Here is an 18,481-nt window from a genome sequence, read left to right on the forward strand (position 1 = left end):
ACACCGCGCGGCACAGTGACGTACCGCCGCGCGTTCACCGTGCCCGGGCCGTGATGGGCCGGCGAGAAGCACCCCGTATGACTGCCCGATGAGTCGATTGGTTCGACGACGCAGCCCGCTGGCTAGGGCCCCGCCCGCGTGGCACCGTGATGCGCACCCGAATTTCATCTGCGGATCGTAAAGTGGAAATTTACGGTTTGACTAGTGGCGATGTCCGGCATCCAGGCTGTAGTGCGCATCAGCACACTTCCGGGGGCCTGCACATCATGGAACTCAATCGCCGAAATCTGGTCGCGGGAACAGCAAGCCTGGGCGCGCTGGCGGCGGGCGGCCTCGTCACCTCCCCCGCTCACGCCCACCAGGGTGGGCGCCATGGTCGAGACCCCTCCGGACTGCCCACTGCACCGCGGACCCCCGCAGGCCGCCTGGCCCGTGACGAGAAGTACTGGCGCACCGTCGCACGGCATTTCCGCATGGACATGCCCGTCACCAACTTCGAGAACGGGTACTTCGGAGCGAACCCTCAGAACGTACGAGATGCCTATGCCCACGCCAACCGGACCATCCAGGAACAGAACTCTTGGTTCCTCCGCAACGCGTACGAGGAGCGCATCACAGATGTGCGGGCTCGACTGGCGGAAGCTGTCGGGTGCTCCGTGGAGGAGATCGCCATCACGCGCGGCGCTACGGAGGCGCTACAGGCCCTGATCGGCGGCTACAACAAGCTCAAGCCCGGTGACGCCGTGGCCTACGCCGATCTCGACTACGACTCCATGCAGTACGCCATGAAGTGGCTCAAGGACCGCCGCGGGGTGGACGTGATCGCCACCGCGATCCCGGAACCCGCGACGTACCAGAACGTGATCGATCATTACACCAAGCTGCTCCGGGGCAATCCGCGGATCACATTGCTCCTGCTGACCCATATCTCCCACCGCACGGGCCTCAAGCTGCCGATCGCGGAGATCAGCCGGATGGCCGCGCAGCACGGGGTCGACACGATCGTGGATGCCGCGCACTCGTGGGGCCATGTGGATTTCAGCGTCAGGGATCTCGAGAGCCCCTTCGTGGGGTTCAATCTGCACAAGTGGATCGGCGCACCGCTGGGCTGCGGCTTTCTCTACATCAAGAAGGATCGCCTTCCCGATATCGATCGTCATTTTGCGGACGAGGACCACGACGCCGATGACGTGCGATCACGGATTCACACGGGAACCGCCAATTCGGCCAACTACCTGGCGGTCCCGGCGGCTCTGGACTTCCACCGAGCCGTGGGAGCCGCCAACAAGTTCGCGCGCCTGCAGTACCTGCGTGATCGCTGGGTGCACCAGGTCTTGGACGTGTCCAATCTGACCATCATGACTCCGGAGGATCGGCGCATGTACGGCGCACTGACGTCCTTCCGGATCGACGGGAACACGACCCGGGAACGCAGCGTGGCCATCACCGACTACCTCACCAAGGCGTGGGGGATATTCACGGTGCGTCGCGGCGGTGTGACGAACGGCGAGGTCATTCGTGTGACCCCCGCCCTGTACAACACACCGCAGGACAGCGACCGCTTGGCGCGGGCATTGAGGGCTGCCGCCAGGCGGTTCTGAAACCCGTGGACCAAACGGTACCGGGACCGACGCGGCGTCGAGACTCGGACGAAGGCGCTCAACCGGCCTGGGCCAGCTGTCCGCACAGCCGCTCGGCGGCCTCGCGCAACAGGGGCACGGCGCGGTCGCCGAAGCCCCAGTCCACGCGGGACGTGGGCCCGGACACCGAGATCGCTGTGGGTGTGGGTGCATCCGGCAGTGCCATGGCGAAGCAGCGCACGCCGATCTCCTGTTCCTCGTCGTCCACGGCGTAGCCGCGTTCTCGGATCTTTTCGAGATCGGCGAGAAGCTCGTCCACAGTCCCGAGGCTCTTCTCGGTGGGGGTGGGCATGCCCATGGACGCCACGATGGACACGACCTGCTGTTCGGGCAGGGTCGCCAGGATCGCCTTGCCCACACCGGTGTCGTGCACGTGGGCGCGCCGGCCCACCTCGGTGAACATGCGCATGGAGCGGGAGGACTGCGCCTGACCCACGTAGACCACCATGTGACCGTCCAGCACCGCCATGTTGGCAGACTCCCCCAGTTCGTTCACGAGCCTCTGCAGGACTGGTTGCGCGTAGGTGCCCAGTTGCAGGCCCGCCGCATAGCCGAGGCGGATCAGTCCGGGGCCCAGCGCGTAACTGCGGTTGGGCAGCTGACGCACGTAGCCCAGCGGGATCAGGGTGCGTAGCAACCGGTGGATGGTGGGCAGCGGAAGATCCGCCCGGGATGCGAGCTCGCTGAGGGAGGACTCCCCTCCGGACGCGGTGATGATGTTGAGAAGGTCGAAGACCCGCTCCACCGATTGCACGCCGCCCACACTCTTGCCTTCGGCCATGGCCGTTCTCCCTCTACTGCCGGAGCGATCACCGCCCCGCGTGGGGTCGCGTACGGTGACCGCAATGTGAAACACGTCTCACGAAGACCTTGTCATGCCTCGTACTCTACGCCTAGGATTCAATTAATGAAATTTATTTTCCATAATACGGATAGGTAGCGGGCCACCGCGGTTCCGCTCGACTCGGAAGGAAACCCGTCACATGGCGGCTCCCAACCCCGGCTACTCCATGGTCCTGCGCATGGAAGCGCCCGCGACCTTCAACTCCACGAGTGAGATCACCACGGCGGCGGCCGCCGCCGGCGCCCAGGTGACCGCTCTGGACCTCGTGGAGTCCTTCCCCAACAGCGTCGTCGTGGACATCAGCTGCAACGTGTCCAACGCCGAGCACCGGGACGAGGTGCTCGACGCGCTCAACGCCCTGGACGGCGCCAAGGTCCACAAGATCTCCGACCGCACCTTCCTGATCCACCTGGGCGGCAAGATCGAGGTCGCCCCGCGCGTGTCCCTGCGCAACCGTGACGACCTCTCCCGCGCCTACACAACGGGCGTGCCCCGCGTGTGCATACCCGTCCGAGAGAGCCCCAAAGACGTCCGGCGGCTGACCGTCAAGCGCAACACCGTGGCCGTGGTCACGGACGACACCGCGGTACTGGGCCTCGGTGACATCGGACCAGCCGCGGCCATGCCTGTCATGGAGGGCAAGGCCTCCCTGTTCAAGGCGTTGAAGGACGTCAAGGTGGTCGTCTCCGGCGTGGGTGCCGCGGGTCACGCGATCATCCGGCTGCTACCCACCGACGGCGTGGCCAACATGATCGCGTGTTCACGTAACGGCGCGATCCACTCGAGTGAGAGCTACACCGATTCCCACCGGCGGTGGATCGCCGAGAACCCGAACAAGGACAACTTCTCGGGCTCCCTCGAGGAGGCCGTGGCTGGTGCGGACGTGTTCATCGGCGTCTCCGCCCCCAATGTCCTGGACGGCAACGACATCGCGACCATGACCGACGACGACATCGTCTTCGCCATGGTCAATCCGGATCCCGAGGTCCACCCCCGTGGAAGGTGCCGAGCCCGCGACCGTCGTGGCTACCGGTCGGCCGGACTTCCCGAACCAGATCAACAGCGTGCTGGCCTTCCCCGGGCTGCTGGACGCGGGCGCTTGCGAGATCACCTCAGAGGTGCTCGCGGCCGCCGCGAGGGCCATCGCCGACTGCGTGCACGAGGACGAGCGCAACGCGAGCTTCATCGTCCCCAGCGTGTTCGACCAAGAACGTCGCCCCGGCCCCGGCCGTGGCCGAGGCCGTGAAGTCCGTGGCGGAGGCCCCCCAGGCCGGCTGACGGGAACGACCGGGTGCGGCGGCGTCGTACCGAGTGCAGGGCCTGCCGCACCCGCAATGAGCAGTACAAACTACACCGAAAATCCAGGAGGCAACCCATGAGCATCACCCACAACACACCCGACAACATCCCCGCCGCGAACGAGATCCTCTCATCCGACGCCCTCGCATTCGTGGAGGCGCTGCACGAGAAGTTCGCGGACCGTCGTGAGGAGCTGCTCGGCAAGCGCGAGACCGCCCGCGCGAAGGCCGCCGAGAGCGGCACCATGGACTTCCTCCCCGAGACGCGCGAGGTTCGGGAAGGCGACTGGAAGGTCGCCCCGGCCCCCGCGGCCCTGCAGGACCGGCGCGTGGAGATGACCGGACCGGCGTCGCCCGCGAAGATGGCCATCAATGCCCTGAACTCCGGCGCCAAGGTGTGGCTCGCGGACCTCGAGGACGCCGCCTCCCCCAGCTGGGCCAACCAGGTGGACGCGATCGCCAACCTGCGCGACGCCGCCCGCGGCACCCTGGGCTTCACCTCCCCGGAGGGCAAGGAGTACAAGCTCCGCGAGGACGTGCCCCTGGCCGTGGTGGTCATGCGCCCGCGCGGCTGGCATCTGCCCGAGTACAACATCACGGTCAACGGGAAGACCGGTTCCGGTTCCCTCACGGACTTCGGGCTGCACTTCTTCCACACGGCGAAGCAGCTGATCGAGAACGGCCAGGGGCCGTACTACTACTTGCCCAAGATGGAGTCCTACCTGGAGGCGCGACTGTGGAACGACGTGTTCACGTTCGCGGAGGACTACCTGGGCATCGAGCACGGCACCGTTCGCGCGACCGTGCTGATCGAGACCATCCCCGCCGCGTTCCAGATGGACGAGATCCTCTACGAGCTGCGGGACCACGCCTCCGGGCTCAACGCCGGACGCTGGGACTACCTGTTCTCCATCATCAAGTACTTCCGCGACGCCGGGGAGAAGTTCATCCTGGCGGACCGCTCCGCCGTGACCATGACCGCTCCCCTGATGCGCGCGTACACGGACCTGCTGGTGCAGACGTGCCACAAGCGCGGCGCGTTCGCGATGGGTGGCATGGCCGCGTTCATCCCGTCCCGCAAGGATGAGGAGGTCAACCGGGCCGCCTTCGAGAAGGTCCGCAACGACAAGACCCGCGAGGCCAATGACGGCTTCGACGGCTCGTGGGTGGCCCACCCGGACCTCGTGCCCGTGTGCCAGGAGGTCTTCGACGGCGTGCTCGGCGAGAAGCCCAACCAGGTGGACCACCAGCGCCCCGACGTGGACGTGACCGCCGAGATGCTGCTGGACGTGCCCTCCGCGGGGGACCAGCGCACCGAAAAGGAACTCAACGCCAACCTGTACGTGGCCATCCGCTACGTGGCGGTGTGGCTGTCCGGCAGCGGCGCGGTGGCCATCCACAACCTGATGGAGGACGCCGCCACCGCGGAGATCTCCCGCTCGCAGATCTGGCAGCAGATCAAGAACGGCGTGGTCTACACGGACACCGACAACACCGCCACGCGCGAGCTCGTCTCCGACGCACTGGACACTCAGCTCGAGGTGCTGCGCGGTGAGATCGACCAGGAGAACTACGAGAAGTGGTTCGTGCCCGCCGGGCGGCTCATCTCGGACATGGTGCTCAGGGAGGACTACCCGGCGTTCCTCACGCTGTCCGCCTACGACCTCATGGAAGGCAGCAAGTAACACCGGCGCACCTGGACGCCACCCCGGCCCCCGCCACGACCGCCCCGCGCGGCGGGGGCCGCCCCCTCTCTACCGGCGGGCTTCGGTCACCGCGCGGACCTGCTGCTCGCGGGCACGGACGCTGACCTCGCACGGTTCCTCCCCGGGGACTCCGGGACCCGCCAGCCCGTGCACACGTGCTACGTCCTGGCGGACCTCGTCACGGAGCGGACGCCCGCCAAGTGGGGTGCCGCGGCGTCGTCGGCGACCGGGGAAGCGGGTGGTCTCGCGGCCCTGGCTGAGCTCGCCGGGGTCGACGGCGCGGCGGCACCCGATCTCGTGGCCCGCGTCCACAAGAAGCTGCGCACCGAACCGGTCGAGGACACGAACGCCTCCACTTCCGGGTGCCTGCTCCCCCGTGAGCTGAAGGTCCACCGTTTGTTTGGCAAGCAGGAGACCACGCTGGCGATCGTGGTGGCGATGAGCAGCGCAGTGGTGGGCTTCTCCTCCAGCACCGCCCACTTGAGGAGGACGTTGATGCCGATGGTGGGGAGGTAGCAGATGCCACCCACCGTCAGGAACCGCATCTGACGTTTGCCCCGGGTGGTCGAGGTCGATCCGGTGCCGGCGGACTGCGTCGTGGTGCTTTCCCTGTCAACGTGTCAGGCCCGTGTTCAGGAGTGCTTTCAGCGGACGGGAGCGGCTCCACAATCTACACGAGGGCGGGACACGGCCCGTGCACGCACAACGCCCCGGACCGTAGTGGTCCGGGGCGTTGTGCGTGCTGCGCGGGTGTTCAGATGGTCTTCGCGTCGATCACGAAGCGGTAGCGGACGTCCGAGTCCACCACGCGGTCGTAGGCCTCGTTGATGTCCTCGGCGCTGATCAGCTCGATCTCCGCGGTGACACCGTGCTCGGCGCAGAAGTCCAGCATCTCCTGGGTCTCGCGGATGCCGCCGATGTTGGAGCCCGTGAGGGACTTGCGGCCGCCGATGAGCGAGCCCGCGCTGACCTCCAGGGCCTCAGTGGGCAGCCCCAGCAGGACCATGGCACCGTGCGGGCGCAGGGTGGCCATGAACTCCTGCACGTCCACGTGGGCGGAGACGGTGTTGATGATGACGTCGAACTCGCCCTTGTGGTTCTTGAGGGCCTCGGGATCCTCCTTGCGGGCGATCCAGTCGGTGGCGCCGAAGCGGCGGCCGTCCTCCTCCTTGGAGCGGGTCTGGCTGATCACGGTGACCTCCGCGCCCATGGCGGCGGCGAGCTTCACGGCCACGTGGCCCAGACCGCCCATGCCCACCACGGCCACCTTAGAGCCCTCGGTGACGCCCCATGTCCGTAGCGGGGAGTACGTGGTGATGCCCGCACACAGCAACGGCGTGGTCGCGGCCGGGTCCAGGTTCTCGGGGATGTGCAGCGCGAAGGCCTCGGAGACGAGGATTTCGGTCGAGTACCCGCCGTCGGTGGGGCGCCCGTCGAAGCGGTCCTTGCCGTTGTAGGTGCCCACGGCCTTCGGACAGTTGTTCTCCTCGCCCTTCAGGCACCACTCGCACTCGCGGCAGGAGTCGACCAGGCAGCCGACGCCCGCGCGCTCGCCGACCGAGAACTTCGTCACCTCGGAACCGACCTCGGTGACGCGGCCGATGATCTCGTGTCCCGGGACCATGGGGAACTCGATCGGTCCCCACTCCTCGCGCACGGTGTGGATGTCGGAGTGGCAGATGCCGGCGAACTCGATTTCGATGCGGATATCGTCCGGGCGCAGGTCCCGGCGCTCGATGGTGCCCTTCTCCAGCGGGGCGTCGGAGGCGACGGCCTGGTAGGCAGCAACATTGGTAGTCATGGGCCGTGACTCTAGACCCCCGCCGTGGCCTTGTCACGTCACTCCTTTCACAGGGGACCATATCCGCAGACAGAACAACATGGACCCGGCCGTTGCTCGCCCAGCCCATCCTCGAATGCCCCACCGTGCGGGGCGTTTCGAGGAGCCGGGAATATCCGCGGGCACCTCCCCGCTGTTATTGATGAGTTTCATCGAGATGAGTGAGGAGTCATCATGGCTTTCCGTACGGAGAATCCCGCCACCGGCATTGTGGAGCAGGAGTTCACCTCGGCCACCGATGCTGATGTCACCCGCGCGATCAAGCGCGCCGACACCGCGTTCGCTTCCTGGCGCAAGACCCCGGCCGCTGACCGCGCCAAAGCGCTGGCCGGTGTCGCGCAGGCGTTCCAGGACCGCGGGGACGAGCTCGCGCGCGTGATCAGCACCGAGATGGGCAAGCCCTTCGCCCAGGCGCAGGGAGAGGTCGCACTCTCGGCATCGATCTACCAGTGGTACGCCGACCACGGCGAGAGCCTGCTGGAGGAGGAGACCCTGGACGTGGGTGACGACGCCAAGTCCGTGGTCGTCACCGAGCCCATCGGTGTGCTCATGGGTGTCATGCCGTGGAACTTCCCGCAGTACCAGGTGGCGCGTTTCGCGGCCCCGAACCTCATGTTGGGCAACACCGTTCTGCTCAAGCATGCCTCCATCTGCGCCCGGACGGGTGAGCTGATCGAGGAAATCCTGCACGCCGCGGGTATCCCGGAGGACGCCTACATCAACCTGTTCGTGAGCACCGACCAGGTGACCACGATCATCGAGGACCGGCGGGTGCGGGGCGTGTCCCTGACCGGCAGCGAGGGCGCCGGTGCCGCGGTGGCCACCACGGCCGCGCAGAACCTGAAGAAGAGCGTTCTGGAGCTCGGCGGGTCCGACCCGCTGATCGTGCTCGACGATGTGGACGTGAAGGAGACCGCTACGACCGTGGCAACGGCGCGGATGAGCAACGCAGGCCAGGCCTGCAACTCGCCCAAGCGCATCCTGGTGCCCGCCGGCATGTTCGACGAGTTCGTGCAGACGGTCGTCGAGACCGTCGAGGGCATGCCGGTGGGGGACCCGCTGGCGGAGGACACCGAGATCGGCCCCCTGTCCTCCGTGCAGGGCCGTGACGACGCCGTGTCCCAGGTCGAGCGTGCGGTGGAGCAGGGTGCAACCCTGCACACCGGTGGTAGGGCTCTGGATAAGGACGGGGCGTGGATGTCCCCGGCGGTACTGACCGGTGTGACCCGGGAGATGGATGCGTTCAAGGAGGAGATCTTCGGCCCGGTGGCAGTGATCTACTCCTACGACTCGGTGGACGAGGCGGTGGCGATTGCCAACGACTCCGACTTCGGTCTCTCCGGCTCCGTGTGGGGCCGGGACACCGCGAAGGCCGAGGAGGTGGCGCGCCGTCTCGAGGTGGGCATGGCCTACGTCAACGAGCACGGCACCACCCTGCCGGGTCTGCCTTTCGGTGGTGTGCGCCGCTCGGGGTACGGCCGTGAGTTGGGCCGGTGGGGCTTCGGCGAGTTCGCCAACCACCACCTCGTCCGCGTGGCCAGCTGACACCCGCCCGGCGCCCACCACGAGAGAGGTTTGCACTATGGCTCGCATTACCAAGGCTCTGCAGTCCCTGACCGCACCGTCTCCCAAGCCCACTGCGACGGAGACGGCGGCGCGCCTGGCCCTGGGAGCATTCATGTCCACCGCGGGCATATCCCACTTGACCTTTGCCCGGGAGGACTTCCAGGCGCAGGTTCCGGACTGGTTCCCCATGGACAAGGACACCGTGGTTCTGGCCTCCGGTGTGGTGGAGATCGCCTTTGGTGCCGCACTGTTGGCGCTGCCCAGGCAGCGCGCAGCCGTGGGCGCCGGTCTGGCCGCGTTCTACGCCGCGATCTTCCCCGGCAACATCAGCCAGTACGCCGAGCGGCACGACGCATTCAATCTGGACACTGATGCCAAGCGGCTGGCCCGGCTGTTCGGTCAACCGGCCTTGATCGCCGCGGCCCTCCGGGCCGGGGGCTTCCCCCGGAAGTAGTCGGAAGCGCAGGACGCGAGCCGGCCTCACCGCTCGAATGGGAAACCCTTCAGGTCCTTCGGCAGAGGGGTCGCGTACGTGCGGACCTTGGAGGTCCTCAGCCCCAGCCACACCAGCGACTGCGCCACGGTGACCGCAGCAGCCACGCCGTCCATCACGTGCACGCCGCACCACTCGAGCACGGCGTGCTCAAGGGTGGCCATCCCGCCGCAGCCGAGGACAACCACCTCGGCTGCGGCCCTGTTCGATGGCCCGCTGCGCTTCAGCGACGATCGTCTCGACCGCCGCGTTCTCATCCCGCTCCAGGTCCAGCACGGAGGTGTTCGGCGCCCGCACGGACGCGCAGCGCTCCATCAACCCGGCCAGCCGCAACCGGTCCTCGATGAGCGGCACGGTGCGGCCCAGGGTGCTCACTCCCGGTGTAGCTGCGCCTCATGAAGATGGCGATGGAAGCGGCCACCTGGGGATGTCCACGACGGGCTGGTCGAGGAGCTCCTGCAGACCTTCCCGCCGGTGCTCGCCGAACTTGGCCTGGATCACAGGGGTGAAGGGCGGGTCGTAGGTCAGCACCGCGTCCATCACCCCCACCGCGGCGAGGTAGGACTCCACGTTCCCTTCGCACGACGGCGCCGAATGTGGGCGTGAGCCCCACGATCTCCACGCCGGGCTCGGCCACGGCGCGCGGGGCCTCCGCAATGGACTCGGTCATGGAGGGTGTGGTGTTCATGTTGTCGGTCAGGATGCGCCTGGTGGGTCCTTCGGGTGGTCGGGGATCGGGTGGCACGACGACGCCGTGCTCCACCCTGCGGGGCAGGTGGGAGGGAGCCCGCGGCGGCGTCGTCGGCCGCGATCTCGTGCGAGACGCAGGGTCGGTGCGAAGTGGCGGCCACGATGGCCTCACCGTGCTGGTCGGTGCACTCGAGCTCGCGCTTGGCGGTGACCAGGTAGCACAGGGCGCCCAGGTCGGCCCCAATGAACTACGAGAACTCGCCGACGGCCTGGAAGACGGGCAGCAGGGCGACCGCCAGAGAGGCCAGTATCGTGGGGACGAACGCCCCGGCTGCCCGGGGGTCACGCCGCCGCGGTAGACGTACTCGCCGTCGTGGGTGTCCATGGAGAGCTGGGGCACGTTCACGCTGGAGCGGCGGATCAGCCAGTAGTCCACCATGATGATCCCGAAGAGCGACCAGAGCAGCGGCGCCCAGCCCACCCAGGAAGCACACGATCACCACGGGCGAGGTGTAGAGGTTCCACGGCAGGATCAGCAGCGCTAGGGACGCGAGCATCTGCAGCGCGCCCACACCCAGGACCGTGAGCACCTGCCACGCAGAGTCCGAGGGCGAAGAGGCCGATGGCGAAGCCGTAGTTGCCCAGGGAGTGCACGTCGTTGGCCCTCATGGTGAAGATGCTGTACGCGCTCCACGTGCGCCCGTAACGGCTGGTGGGAGCGAGGTCCACGGTGTAGAGCCTGTCTCTCGTGTCCGAGCGCGGCTCGTGGGCGACGCCGGGCGGTGCGTGCAGGCGCCCGGGCTCGGGACGACCGCCCGCCTGCTCCGTGGTGCGGGCGAAGTCCTGGAGAAAACCGTGAGACGACGTCGCACCGTTCAGCTCCCAAATCTCACACCACGGGTTGACGCGCATCACACCCGGTCGATAACTTTTTCATTCATCAGAACTCCAATTTCACTCCATGGAATCAAGGCGTAGGAAAACGGGGCGGCCGCGCCACCGCCCCGGGGAGGGCCCACCGTGCGGTACACCGTGAACGCCTCGATCATGCTGACCGACCTGCCCGTGCTGGAGCGCCCCGCCGTCGTGGCGCGCGCAGGCTTCTCCGCGGTCGAGTTCTGGTGGCCGTTCCCCGCCACCACCCCGTCCGAGAGGGAGATCGAGGACTTCGCCCGGTCGCTGGAGGACGCGAACGTCCAGCTCACGGGCCTGAACTTCTTTGCCGGGGACATGCCTGCCGGTGAGCGGGGAGTCCTCTCCCACCCCACGCGCACGGATGAGTTCCGGCGAGGCGTGGACTCCCTGGTGCGCGTGGCCCGGGCCACGGGCTGCCGGGCCTTCAACGCCCTCCACGGCAACCGCCTGCCGGACGTGCCCGTGGCCGAGCAGGACGACGCCGCCGTCGAGAACTTCCGGTACGCCGCGGACGCGGTCGCGGTCTTCGGCGGGACGGTCCTGGTGGAACCGCTCTCCGGCGCCTCGACGTATCCTCTGCGCACCGCCGCGGACGTCATGGCCGTGCTCGACCGCGTGAACTGCCCGAACGTGAAGCTGCTCGCGGACTTCTACCACCTGGCGGTCAACGGGGAGGACGTCGAGGCCCTGATCGAACGGCACGCCGCGGAGTTCGGGCACATCCAGCTCGCGGATGCGCCCGGCCGCCACGAGCCGGGCACGGGCGATCTGCCGCTGCTCCGGTGGGTGGCCCGGGCCCACGAGCGCGGCTACCACGGACCGGTGGCGCTGGAGTACGTCCCCTCCCAGGACGACCCCTTCGCGTGGCTCCCCCGCGACCGGCGCGCGTGAGCCCGCAAGCCGACCCCACCCACAGAGGCCGCGCGGGTGAGCACCGCGTGGCCGGGCCCCGAGCGGGCGGGCACGCCGGGCGGGCGCCACGTGAACAGGTGCCGAGCGAGCGGGTACCGCGCGGGCGGCGTTGTGCTGGAATGGTCCCGGAACCGGACATCCCCAGAAGGAGGACACCGTGCGCGTCGTCGTGGCACCGGACAAGTTCAAGGGGTCGGTGACCGCCCACGAGGCGGCGGCCGAGCTTGCGGCGGGCATCGCCGAGGTGCGCCCGGACGCCGTCGTGGAGGTCCTCCCGGTCGCCGACGGCGGAGAGGGGACGCTCGACGCCGCCCTGGACGCGGGCTTCGAGCGCCACGACCTCACCGTCCCCGGACCCGCGGGAGGTCCCGTCCCCGCCGCGTGGGGTCGACGCGGAGACGAGGCCGTGGTGGAGATGTCGTTGGCTTCGGGCCTCGCTGTCCTCCCCATCCAGGACGGCCGCCCCGTGCTCGCACCCCGCACCGCCACGAGCCGCGGCACGGGCGAGCTCGTGGCCGCCGCGCTCGATGCCGGCTGCACCCGCGTGCTGCTCGGCGTGGGCGGCAGCGCGACCACTGACGGCGGCGCGGGGATGCTCGCCGCGCTGGGGCTGCGCCTGCTGGACGTGAACGGCCGCGACCTGCCCCCTGGCGGCGCGGCGCTCGCCGAGTTGCATCACGTGGATGCCGCACAGCTGCACCCACGCATCCGGGACGTCGAGTTCGTGCTTGCCGCGGACGTCGACAACCCTCTGCTCGGCCCGCGCGGTGCCGCTACGGTCTTCGGCCCACAGAAGGGCGCCTCCGAACAAGACGTCTTGGACCTCGACGCCGCCCTGGCCGTGTTCCGCGACCGCCTCGGGGACGCGCTCGGCGACCCGGCCCGCCAGGCCGCGGATGCCCCCGGCGCGGGGGCCGCGGGCGGCGTCGGATACGCGGGACTCGCGGTGCTGGGGGCGCGGCGCAGGCCGGGGATCGACGTCGTGCTCGACCTTGTGGGGCTCGATGCAGCCGTGGCCGGCGCGGACCTGCTGCTCACCGGCGAGGGCAGCCTGGACGAGCAGAGTCTCGGCGGGAAGACGCCGCTGGGCGTGCTGCACGTGGGGCGGCGCCACGGCGTGCCCGTGGTGGCCGTGTGCGGGCGCACCACCCTGGATGCCGCGACACTTCGCGAGGCGGGGTTCGCCGCCGTCCACGAACTGCGCGCGCTTGCAGCGGACCCAGAAACGTCGATGCGAGAGGCACCCCGCCTGCTCCGGGAGGTCGGTCGCCGCATCGCCTCGCAGTGACGGAGCCTTCCATTTCCACGGGCACTCGTGGACGAGACGCCTCTCACGCACCGCACCGCCCGGCCACGAGCGCCGGAACGCGCCAGCGGAAGGGCACCCCTTCCACGAATGCCTCCCCGCAGCACGGTTCACGTCAGAACAAGACCCCGGAGTCCGCCCGGAACAAGAGCCCCCGGCCCGGGGCGACCGCAGACCCGGAGGTCGACGAGGAGCGCGCGAACGAGCGGGTGCGGGCGACGGTAGAGCAGGCGCATGCCACTGAACTCCGTGCCCGCCACCGTGAACGTGCCCGCCCTGGAGTACGAGCGGCTGTTCACGGCGCACAACGCGTTCGTGGACATCGGCTTCCGGGGCGGCGCCGTCCCCAGCAACAAGGAGGACCTGCGCCCCCGCACGATGACGGCGTGTACGACTTCAAGTGCTTCCTGCTGCACTCCGGGGTGGACGAGTTCTCCCACCTGGAGGCGGACGAGATGGCGGAGGCGCTCGAGGAGAACGTCGAACGCACCCGCTGGACCGGGGCGCGCTCGCACATCCTGCACCCGTCCTCCTCGGACGCCATCCCCATGATCCGCTCCGCGAAGAACGACGGCCTGGACATCACCGTAGAGACCCGCCCCCACTACGTCACACTGCTCGCGGAGGAGATCCCGGACGGCGCCACGAGGGCCACGTGGTGGACGCCCAGCGACTGAACCATGAGAACCCCATCACCCCCTACCAGGGCACGGTGCTCTCCGGGAAGATCCGCAAGACCTTCGTGGGCGGGCACGAGGCGGACTACGAGACACCCATCGGCCGCCTGATCTCGCGCGGCCAGGCCTGACGACGACCTGCCCCACCTTTGTGACGGCGGGACACCGCGCCGTCTGCCCGCCGTGCTGATCGTGCGTTCAGGACGACGGCGCTATTTGGCCTGCCAGGGGGTCACGAAGTCATTCGCGGGTCGTCCCTCGATCGCTGCGAGCAGCTCCGCGGCCTGTGCGCCGTCGATCTCCTCGCGGATGATGTCGGCGTGCCCCGCGTGCCGGGCGAACTCCTCCACATGGTGGACGTAGAGGTATCGCAACTTCGCCGGGCGTGCTTCAGTCATGCCCACCCAGGGCATGGGGCCCACTGGCAGCTCCGCGTCGAGGTCACCGTCACGGCACATCCTCATGTATTCGCCACGAACCTCGTCGAAGGTCTCCAGCAGTGTCACGATGTCCTCGTCGTCCGACGGCGTGAAGCTCGCGAAGAACGCCTCGAACGGCTGGTCGTGCTCGTGGTGTCCGGCTCCGAAGAGCGACTGCTTCATGCAGTAGACGACGTGCTTGGTGATCCCACTGATGCTCAAGGTGCTGCGCAGGGGAGCGCGACGAGCCTGGTCGTCGTCGAGACCGTAGGAGCTGGCTCGGATGGCATCGAGCTGAACGTCCAGGTAGTTGCAGAGCGTGGCACGCTCGTTGTCGATCTGGGGCAGGTACACGATGATGTCCTCTCGGGGTCAGTGGGCGCTGTCACGACCATGACACCAGGCCCTGCGGACAGCTTCGGTCCGCTGCCTCCGCGAGAATGCAGACATGGCCGAAACCACTCAGCGCGTACTTCGCCTGCTCGGGCTGTTGGAAGCGCGCACCACCTGGAAGGCGCACGAACTCGCCACCCGTCTGGAAGTGACGGAGCGCACCGTACGGAGGGATGTGACCAGGCTGCGACAGCTGGGCTACCCGGTGGAAGCCGCACGAGGTCTGGACGGCGGGTACCGCCTGGGTACCGGGCGCCGCCTCCCACCCCTGCTGCTCGATGACGACGAAGCAGTCGCCCTGGTTGCCTGCCTCCGCATGGGCGCGCTCTCTGGCACAGATGACGTGGGAGAAGCCGCTCTGCGCGCGCTGACGAAGCTTGACCAGCTTCTGCCTCCGCGACTGCACTCACTCGTCGCAGCCGTTGACGGGGCTACTCGAGCTCTCCCGCGCAACAGACCTGCCGTTGATCTCCACCTGCTGCAGCAACTGGCGACGGCACAGCGTGACCACACGTTGGTGCGTTTCGACTACCGCAAGCCCACCGGGGAGGTCAGCTCCCGGGAGGTGGAGCCGGTGCGACTCATGACCCAGGGGGAGCACTGGTATTTGCGGGGTTTCGACCGCGTGCGGGACGACTGGCGGGTGTTCCGCCTGGACCGGGTGACCAACCTCCGCGCCACGACCTGGCAGTTCGCGGTTCGTGAGGCGCCGCCGCTGGACTTCCGCCGCGATCTTGCCAGCCGCTACCCGTGCCGTGTCCGCGTGGAGATGGGCGTCGATGTGGAGAAAGCCACGGCCCGGATACCGGCCCCCTACCGGAGCAATCTGGAGCCCACTGCTCGCGGCTGCCGTTTCCTGGTGGGCGCACCCGATTGGGACGACCTCGCATGGCACGTCCTGTGGGTCAGCCGAGACCTTAAAGCTCCTGTGACAGTCCTGGACGGGGCAGATGCGGATCCGTTCCGGGAGGCCATGGCACGCATCTCAGACCACGCGCGAGAGGCGAGTTAGGGGGTGCCGGCCGGGGCTGATCGCCGCGGGCGGTGTGAGGTCGATGATTTCGGGCCCTCCGGTTGAGTTTCTCATCAGTCCGGGCGAACAGCGCTCAAGCAGAAGATGTGACCCATCGGGTCGAGCATGACGCGTCACGGTTCGGGTGAGGGCTGGAAGTTCGCTTCCCGCGCACCGAGCTTCATGGCAGCACCGAGGAAGTACCCCCGATGAACCTCGGGACAGTGCCACGAGGATGGCCGTGGGCGCGCGACGGGATCCGGCCACGCCGATCGGCTGGCTGAGCTGGAGAAGGAAGTGCGTGAGCTTCGCCGGGCGAACGCGATCCTGCGATCGGCCGCGGTTTTTTCGCAGCGGAGCTCGACCGCCCACAGAGATGATCGCGACGTTCATCGACCAGCACAAGCACGAGTTCGGCGTCGAGCCGATCTGCCGCACGCTCACCGCAGCGGGCACCCAGATCGCGCCAAGCACCTACGACGCGTTCACGTCCCGCCCGCCCTCGAAGCGGGCACTGCGCGATGAGGAACTGCTGGTCGATATCCGGCGCGTGCACGCGAAGAATTTCGGGGTCTACGGCGCGAAGAAGCTCCACGCCCAACTGCGCCGGGAAGGTGTCGGGGTGGCGCGTTGCACGGTCGAGCCGCTGATGCGCGCGGCAGGGCTGCCCGGGATCAGCCGCGCGAAAGGGACTCGCACCACGATCCCTGGCCGCGGCCCGGACTCCCGGCCTGACCTCGTCGAGCGGAACTTCACGGCGACCGGACCGAATCAGTTGCGGGTCGCGGACACCACCTATTGCCGCACGTTCGCGGGCTGGGTCCACGCAGCGTTCGTCATCGACGTGTTCTCCCGGCGCGCGGTCGGCTGGCAGGCCTCGACGTCGCTACGGACCGACCTCGCCCTGGGCGCCCTCGAGATGGGCATCTGGACCCGTCAGCACTCAGGTCACGACATCTCCTGTCTCACGCACCACAGCGACGAGGGCGTCCAGTACGTCGCCGTCCGCTACACCGAGCGACTCGCCAAGGCCGGCGCGGTCGCCTCGGCCGGTTCGACCGGCGACTCCTACGACAACGCTCTCGCCGACGCCTTCAACTCGCTCTACAAGGCCGAGCTGATCCGCAACCGCGGACCGTGGAAGGCCATCGACGACCTCCCGGCGACCGCCGACGCGGCACTTGCGCGCCTCTCACAAACCCGGGTCGATTCACGCCACAACTGTTACAGCGACGACGGCGTCTCGACCCATCAACGTCGCCGGTCAGTACATCTCGTGAGGCTCGTCTTAAGCGCCAGGTGACACGCCCGGGTCTCTGAGGCGCCAGTGGTTGCGTCAGCTCGTCTCACCATGCGACCTCGCCTTTTTGCCACTCACGCATACGCCCTACCGTTCCCTCATGACCACCCCGTCCGATTCCGCCCAGCCTCTCCGCTACAGCCACGGCCACCAGCCAGCGGTCCTCGCCTCCCACGGAACGCGGACGGCCGCGACCAGCTGCGCCTACTTCCTCGACCGCCTGCGCCCCGGAATGCGAATTCTGGACCTGGGGTGCGGCCCCGGTTCAATCACCTTGGACCTGGCGGAGCTCGTGGGCCCCACCGGGCAGGTGGTCGGCATCGACTTCTCCGAGGACGCCGTCGCCGCGGCACGTGAGAACGCGCGGAGGCGGGCGGACACGACCACCACGTTCCTCGCCTCCGACCTTTTCACCGTGGGTGTCGAGACCGGTTCCTTCGACGTGGTCCACGCCCACCAGGTGCTCCAGCACGTTCCCGACCCCGTGGCGGCGCTGCGCGCGATGGCTATGCACTGCGCCGAGGACGGAATCATCGCGTGCCGCGACGCCGACTACGGCGCTATGGTCTGGCACCCCGAGAGCGCGGGTCTCGACCGTTGGCGAGAGACGTACTGCGCGAGCGCCCGGGCTCTGGGCGGCGAACCGGATGCCGGGCGGCGGCTGCGAGCCTGGGCGCACGAGGCCGGGCTCGACGTCGAGACCGCCCAGTCCTCCACATGGACCTACGCGACCCCCGAGTCGACGCGCTGGTGGGGCGATTCCCAGGCCGAGCGCGTCCGCACCTCGGGTTTCGCCGACCGAGCGCGGGAAGAGGGCCTCTCCCCCGACGAGGTCGAGCAGATCGCCTTCGCCTGGCAGGACTGGGGCCACTCCCCCGACGCCTGGTTCTGCATGCCCCACGGGGAGGTCATCGCCCGCCCCGACTTCGCAGCACGATGCGCAAGGGTCTGACCACCCTCAGCGAGCCGCGGACAGCGGGGTTTTCATGGCTCCAGTCGTGGTGGGCACGTTGCGTGAGCGAAACACACTCTCGCGGCGGGGCCTGTCCAGGCGATTCAGGACCTGTCATTCGAGCTGCCGAACGATGGGCACGAGACAGTCGATCTCGCCCTCACGTCGGTAACTCTCAATCGAAGGCCGGGCGGGGTCGTGCTCCGCCCGCCCAAAGAGGACGTCGAATGCTTCGCCAATCCGTCCGTAGACCTCTGGCACCTCGCCTCGCAGACAGGGCATGGCGAGTTGGATAGTTGCCCATGTGAGAGGTCTAGCCGAGATTTTGGCAAGTTTTCAAGCACTCCCAGCAGACGGGTGGCGTCAAAGGCAGTTTTTCCGATCGGAACTGTCGGGGTGTCCCGCGGCCCGTTTCGATGGTGACGATGCGAAGAGTGGCCGCCGAGGTGTGGAGAGCGCCCCGGAGGCAATGGGATCGGCCAGCCGTTCTTCAACGAACCGCCCGGCATGACACCAGT

General features: G+C 68.2%; 14 protein-coding genes, 5 pseudogenes and 1 other annotated feature. Of the genes and pseudogenes, 13 read left to right on the plus strand and 6 right to left on the minus strand.

What is annotated here, in order from left to right:
- Nucleotides 1-266: 266 nt before the first annotated feature.
- Nucleotides 267-1,601, plus strand: a complete 1,335-nt coding sequence (locus Q9R22_RS12765) for an aminotransferase class V-fold PLP-dependent enzyme (protein WP_131333486.1) — start codon at nucleotides 267-269, stop codon at nucleotides 1,599-1,601.
- 58 nt (nucleotides 1,602-1,659) lie between these two features.
- Here the strand turns inward: Q9R22_RS12765 and Q9R22_RS12770 are convergent, their stop codons facing one another.
- Nucleotides 1,660-2,421 (minus strand): IclR family transcriptional regulator, encoded by a 762-nt coding sequence (locus tag Q9R22_RS12770; protein WP_131333488.1) that lies wholly within the window; start codon nucleotides 2,419-2,421, stop codon nucleotides 1,660-1,662.
- A 202-nt stretch (nucleotides 2,422-2,623) separates the two neighbouring features.
- On the opposite strand from Q9R22_RS12770, the pseudogene Q9R22_RS12775 reads away from it, so the two are divergent.
- The 3 genes and pseudogenes from Q9R22_RS12775 to Q9R22_RS13350 all read left to right on the plus strand — a co-directional run.
- Nucleotides 2,624-3,863: pseudogene (locus Q9R22_RS12775) on the plus strand (NAD-dependent malic enzyme).
- Nucleotides 3,860-5,467 (plus strand): malate synthase A, encoded by a 1,608-nt coding sequence (gene aceB / locus Q9R22_RS12780; RefSeq protein ID WP_131333490.1) that lies wholly within the window; start codon nucleotides 3,860-3,862, stop codon nucleotides 5,465-5,467. Before Q9R22_RS12775 ends, aceB begins: the two are co-directional and overlap by 4 nt.
- A gap of 168 nt (nucleotides 5,468-5,635) precedes the next feature.
- Nucleotides 5,636-5,773, plus strand: a pseudogene (locus Q9R22_RS13350) (aldolase); the annotation flags it as partial.
- 116 nt (nucleotides 5,774-5,889) lie between these two features.
- Here the strand turns inward: Q9R22_RS13350 and Q9R22_RS13355 are convergent.
- Both Q9R22_RS13355 and Q9R22_RS12790 read right to left on the minus strand, forming a co-directional pair.
- A pseudogene (locus Q9R22_RS13355) lies at nucleotides 5,890-6,033 on the minus strand (hypothetical protein); the annotation flags it as partial.
- A 209-nt stretch (nucleotides 6,034-6,242) separates the two neighbouring features.
- Nucleotides 6,243-7,289, minus strand: a complete 1,047-nt coding sequence (locus Q9R22_RS12790) for an NAD(P)-dependent alcohol dehydrogenase (RefSeq protein ID WP_064847457.1) — start codon at nucleotides 7,287-7,289, stop codon at nucleotides 6,243-6,245.
- 213 nt (nucleotides 7,290-7,502) lie between these two features.
- On the opposite strand from Q9R22_RS12790, the gene Q9R22_RS12795 reads away from it, so the two are divergent.
- Both Q9R22_RS12795 and Q9R22_RS12800 read left to right on the plus strand, forming a co-directional pair.
- Nucleotides 7,503-8,873: an NAD-dependent succinate-semialdehyde dehydrogenase gene (locus Q9R22_RS12795; RefSeq protein WP_131333494.1), complete on the plus strand. Its 1,371-nt coding sequence runs from the start codon at nucleotides 7,503-7,505 to the stop codon at nucleotides 8,871-8,873.
- Nucleotides 8,874-8,910: 37 nt separating this feature from the next.
- Nucleotides 8,911-9,348, plus strand: a complete 438-nt coding sequence (locus tag Q9R22_RS12800) for a hypothetical protein (RefSeq protein ID WP_052160891.1) — start codon at nucleotides 8,911-8,913, stop codon at nucleotides 9,346-9,348.
- Nucleotides 9,349-9,374: 26 nt separating this feature from the next.
- Here the strand turns inward: Q9R22_RS12800 and Q9R22_RS12805 are convergent.
- Nucleotides 9,375-10,075: pseudogene (locus Q9R22_RS12805) on the minus strand (aspartate/glutamate racemase family protein).
- 250 nt (nucleotides 10,076-10,325) lie between these two features.
- A complete protein-coding gene (locus tag Q9R22_RS12810; RefSeq protein ID WP_131333496.1) occupies nucleotides 10,326-10,649 on the minus strand; it encodes a hypothetical protein in 324 nt (107 codons plus the stop codon).
- 448 nt (nucleotides 10,650-11,097) lie between these two features.
- Here Q9R22_RS12810 and Q9R22_RS12815 point away from each other — a divergent pair, with 448 nt between their 5' ends.
- The 4 genes and pseudogenes from Q9R22_RS12815 to Q9R22_RS13360 all read left to right on the plus strand — a co-directional run bounded on the left by Q9R22_RS12815 (nucleotide 11,098) and on the right by Q9R22_RS13360 (nucleotide 14,018).
- Nucleotides 11,098-11,883 (plus strand): hydroxypyruvate isomerase family protein, encoded by a 786-nt coding sequence (locus Q9R22_RS12815; RefSeq protein ID WP_131333498.1) that lies wholly within the window; start codon nucleotides 11,098-11,100, stop codon nucleotides 11,881-11,883.
- Between the two features lie 178 nt (nucleotides 11,884-12,061).
- Nucleotides 12,062-13,192, plus strand: coding sequence for a glycerate kinase (locus tag Q9R22_RS12820; protein WP_131333500.1), 1,131 nt, complete (start codon nucleotides 12,062-12,064; stop codon nucleotides 13,190-13,192).
- Nucleotides 13,193-13,444: 252 nt separating this feature from the next.
- Nucleotides 13,445-13,857, plus strand: a pseudogene (locus tag Q9R22_RS12825) (allantoinase AllB); the annotation flags it as partial.
- A gap of 11 nt (nucleotides 13,858-13,868) precedes the next feature.
- The gene (locus Q9R22_RS13360) at nucleotides 13,869-14,018 is read left to right on the plus strand and encodes a hypothetical protein (RefSeq protein WP_396415679.1); all 150 of its coding nucleotides are present in this window, start codon (nucleotides 13,869-13,871) and stop codon (nucleotides 14,016-14,018) included.
- A gap of 81 nt (nucleotides 14,019-14,099) precedes the next feature.
- Here the strand turns inward: Q9R22_RS13360 and Q9R22_RS12830 are convergent, their stop codons facing one another.
- Complete coding sequence (locus Q9R22_RS12830; RefSeq protein WP_131333502.1) at nucleotides 14,100-14,660, minus strand: DUF664 domain-containing protein; 561 nt, start codon at nucleotides 14,658-14,660, stop codon at nucleotides 14,100-14,102.
- A gap of 94 nt (nucleotides 14,661-14,754) precedes the next feature.
- Here Q9R22_RS12830 and Q9R22_RS12835 point away from each other — a divergent pair, with 94 nt between their 5' ends.
- From Q9R22_RS12835 to Q9R22_RS12845, 3 genes are all read left to right on the plus strand, one after another.
- The gene (locus Q9R22_RS12835; protein WP_131333504.1) at nucleotides 14,755-15,711 is read left to right on the plus strand and encodes a YafY family protein; all 957 of its coding nucleotides are present in this window, start codon (nucleotides 14,755-14,757) and stop codon (nucleotides 15,709-15,711) included.
- A 338-nt stretch (nucleotides 15,712-16,049) separates the two neighbouring features.
- Nucleotides 16,050-16,180, plus strand: a sequence feature (AL1L pseudoknot).
- Nucleotides 16,088-17,014 carry an IS3 family transposase gene (locus Q9R22_RS12840; RefSeq protein ID WP_131333505.1) on the plus strand — a complete coding sequence of 309 codons (927 nt, stop codon included), beginning with the start codon at nucleotides 16,088-16,090 and terminating at the stop codon, nucleotides 17,012-17,014. It overlaps the preceding feature by 93 nt.
- A gap of 97 nt (nucleotides 17,015-17,111) precedes the next feature.
- On the plus strand, nucleotides 17,112-17,963 hold the full coding sequence (locus Q9R22_RS12845; protein WP_131333506.1) for a methyltransferase domain-containing protein: 852 nt from the start codon (nucleotides 17,112-17,114) through the stop codon (nucleotides 17,961-17,963).
- The last annotated feature ends 518 nt before the right edge of the window (nucleotides 17,964-18,481 follow it).

Origin of the sequence: Kocuria sp. PD6 (assembly GCF_031844145.1) — a bacterium.
Lineage (GTDB): Bacteria > Actinomycetota > Actinomycetes > Actinomycetales > Micrococcaceae > Kocuria > Kocuria marina.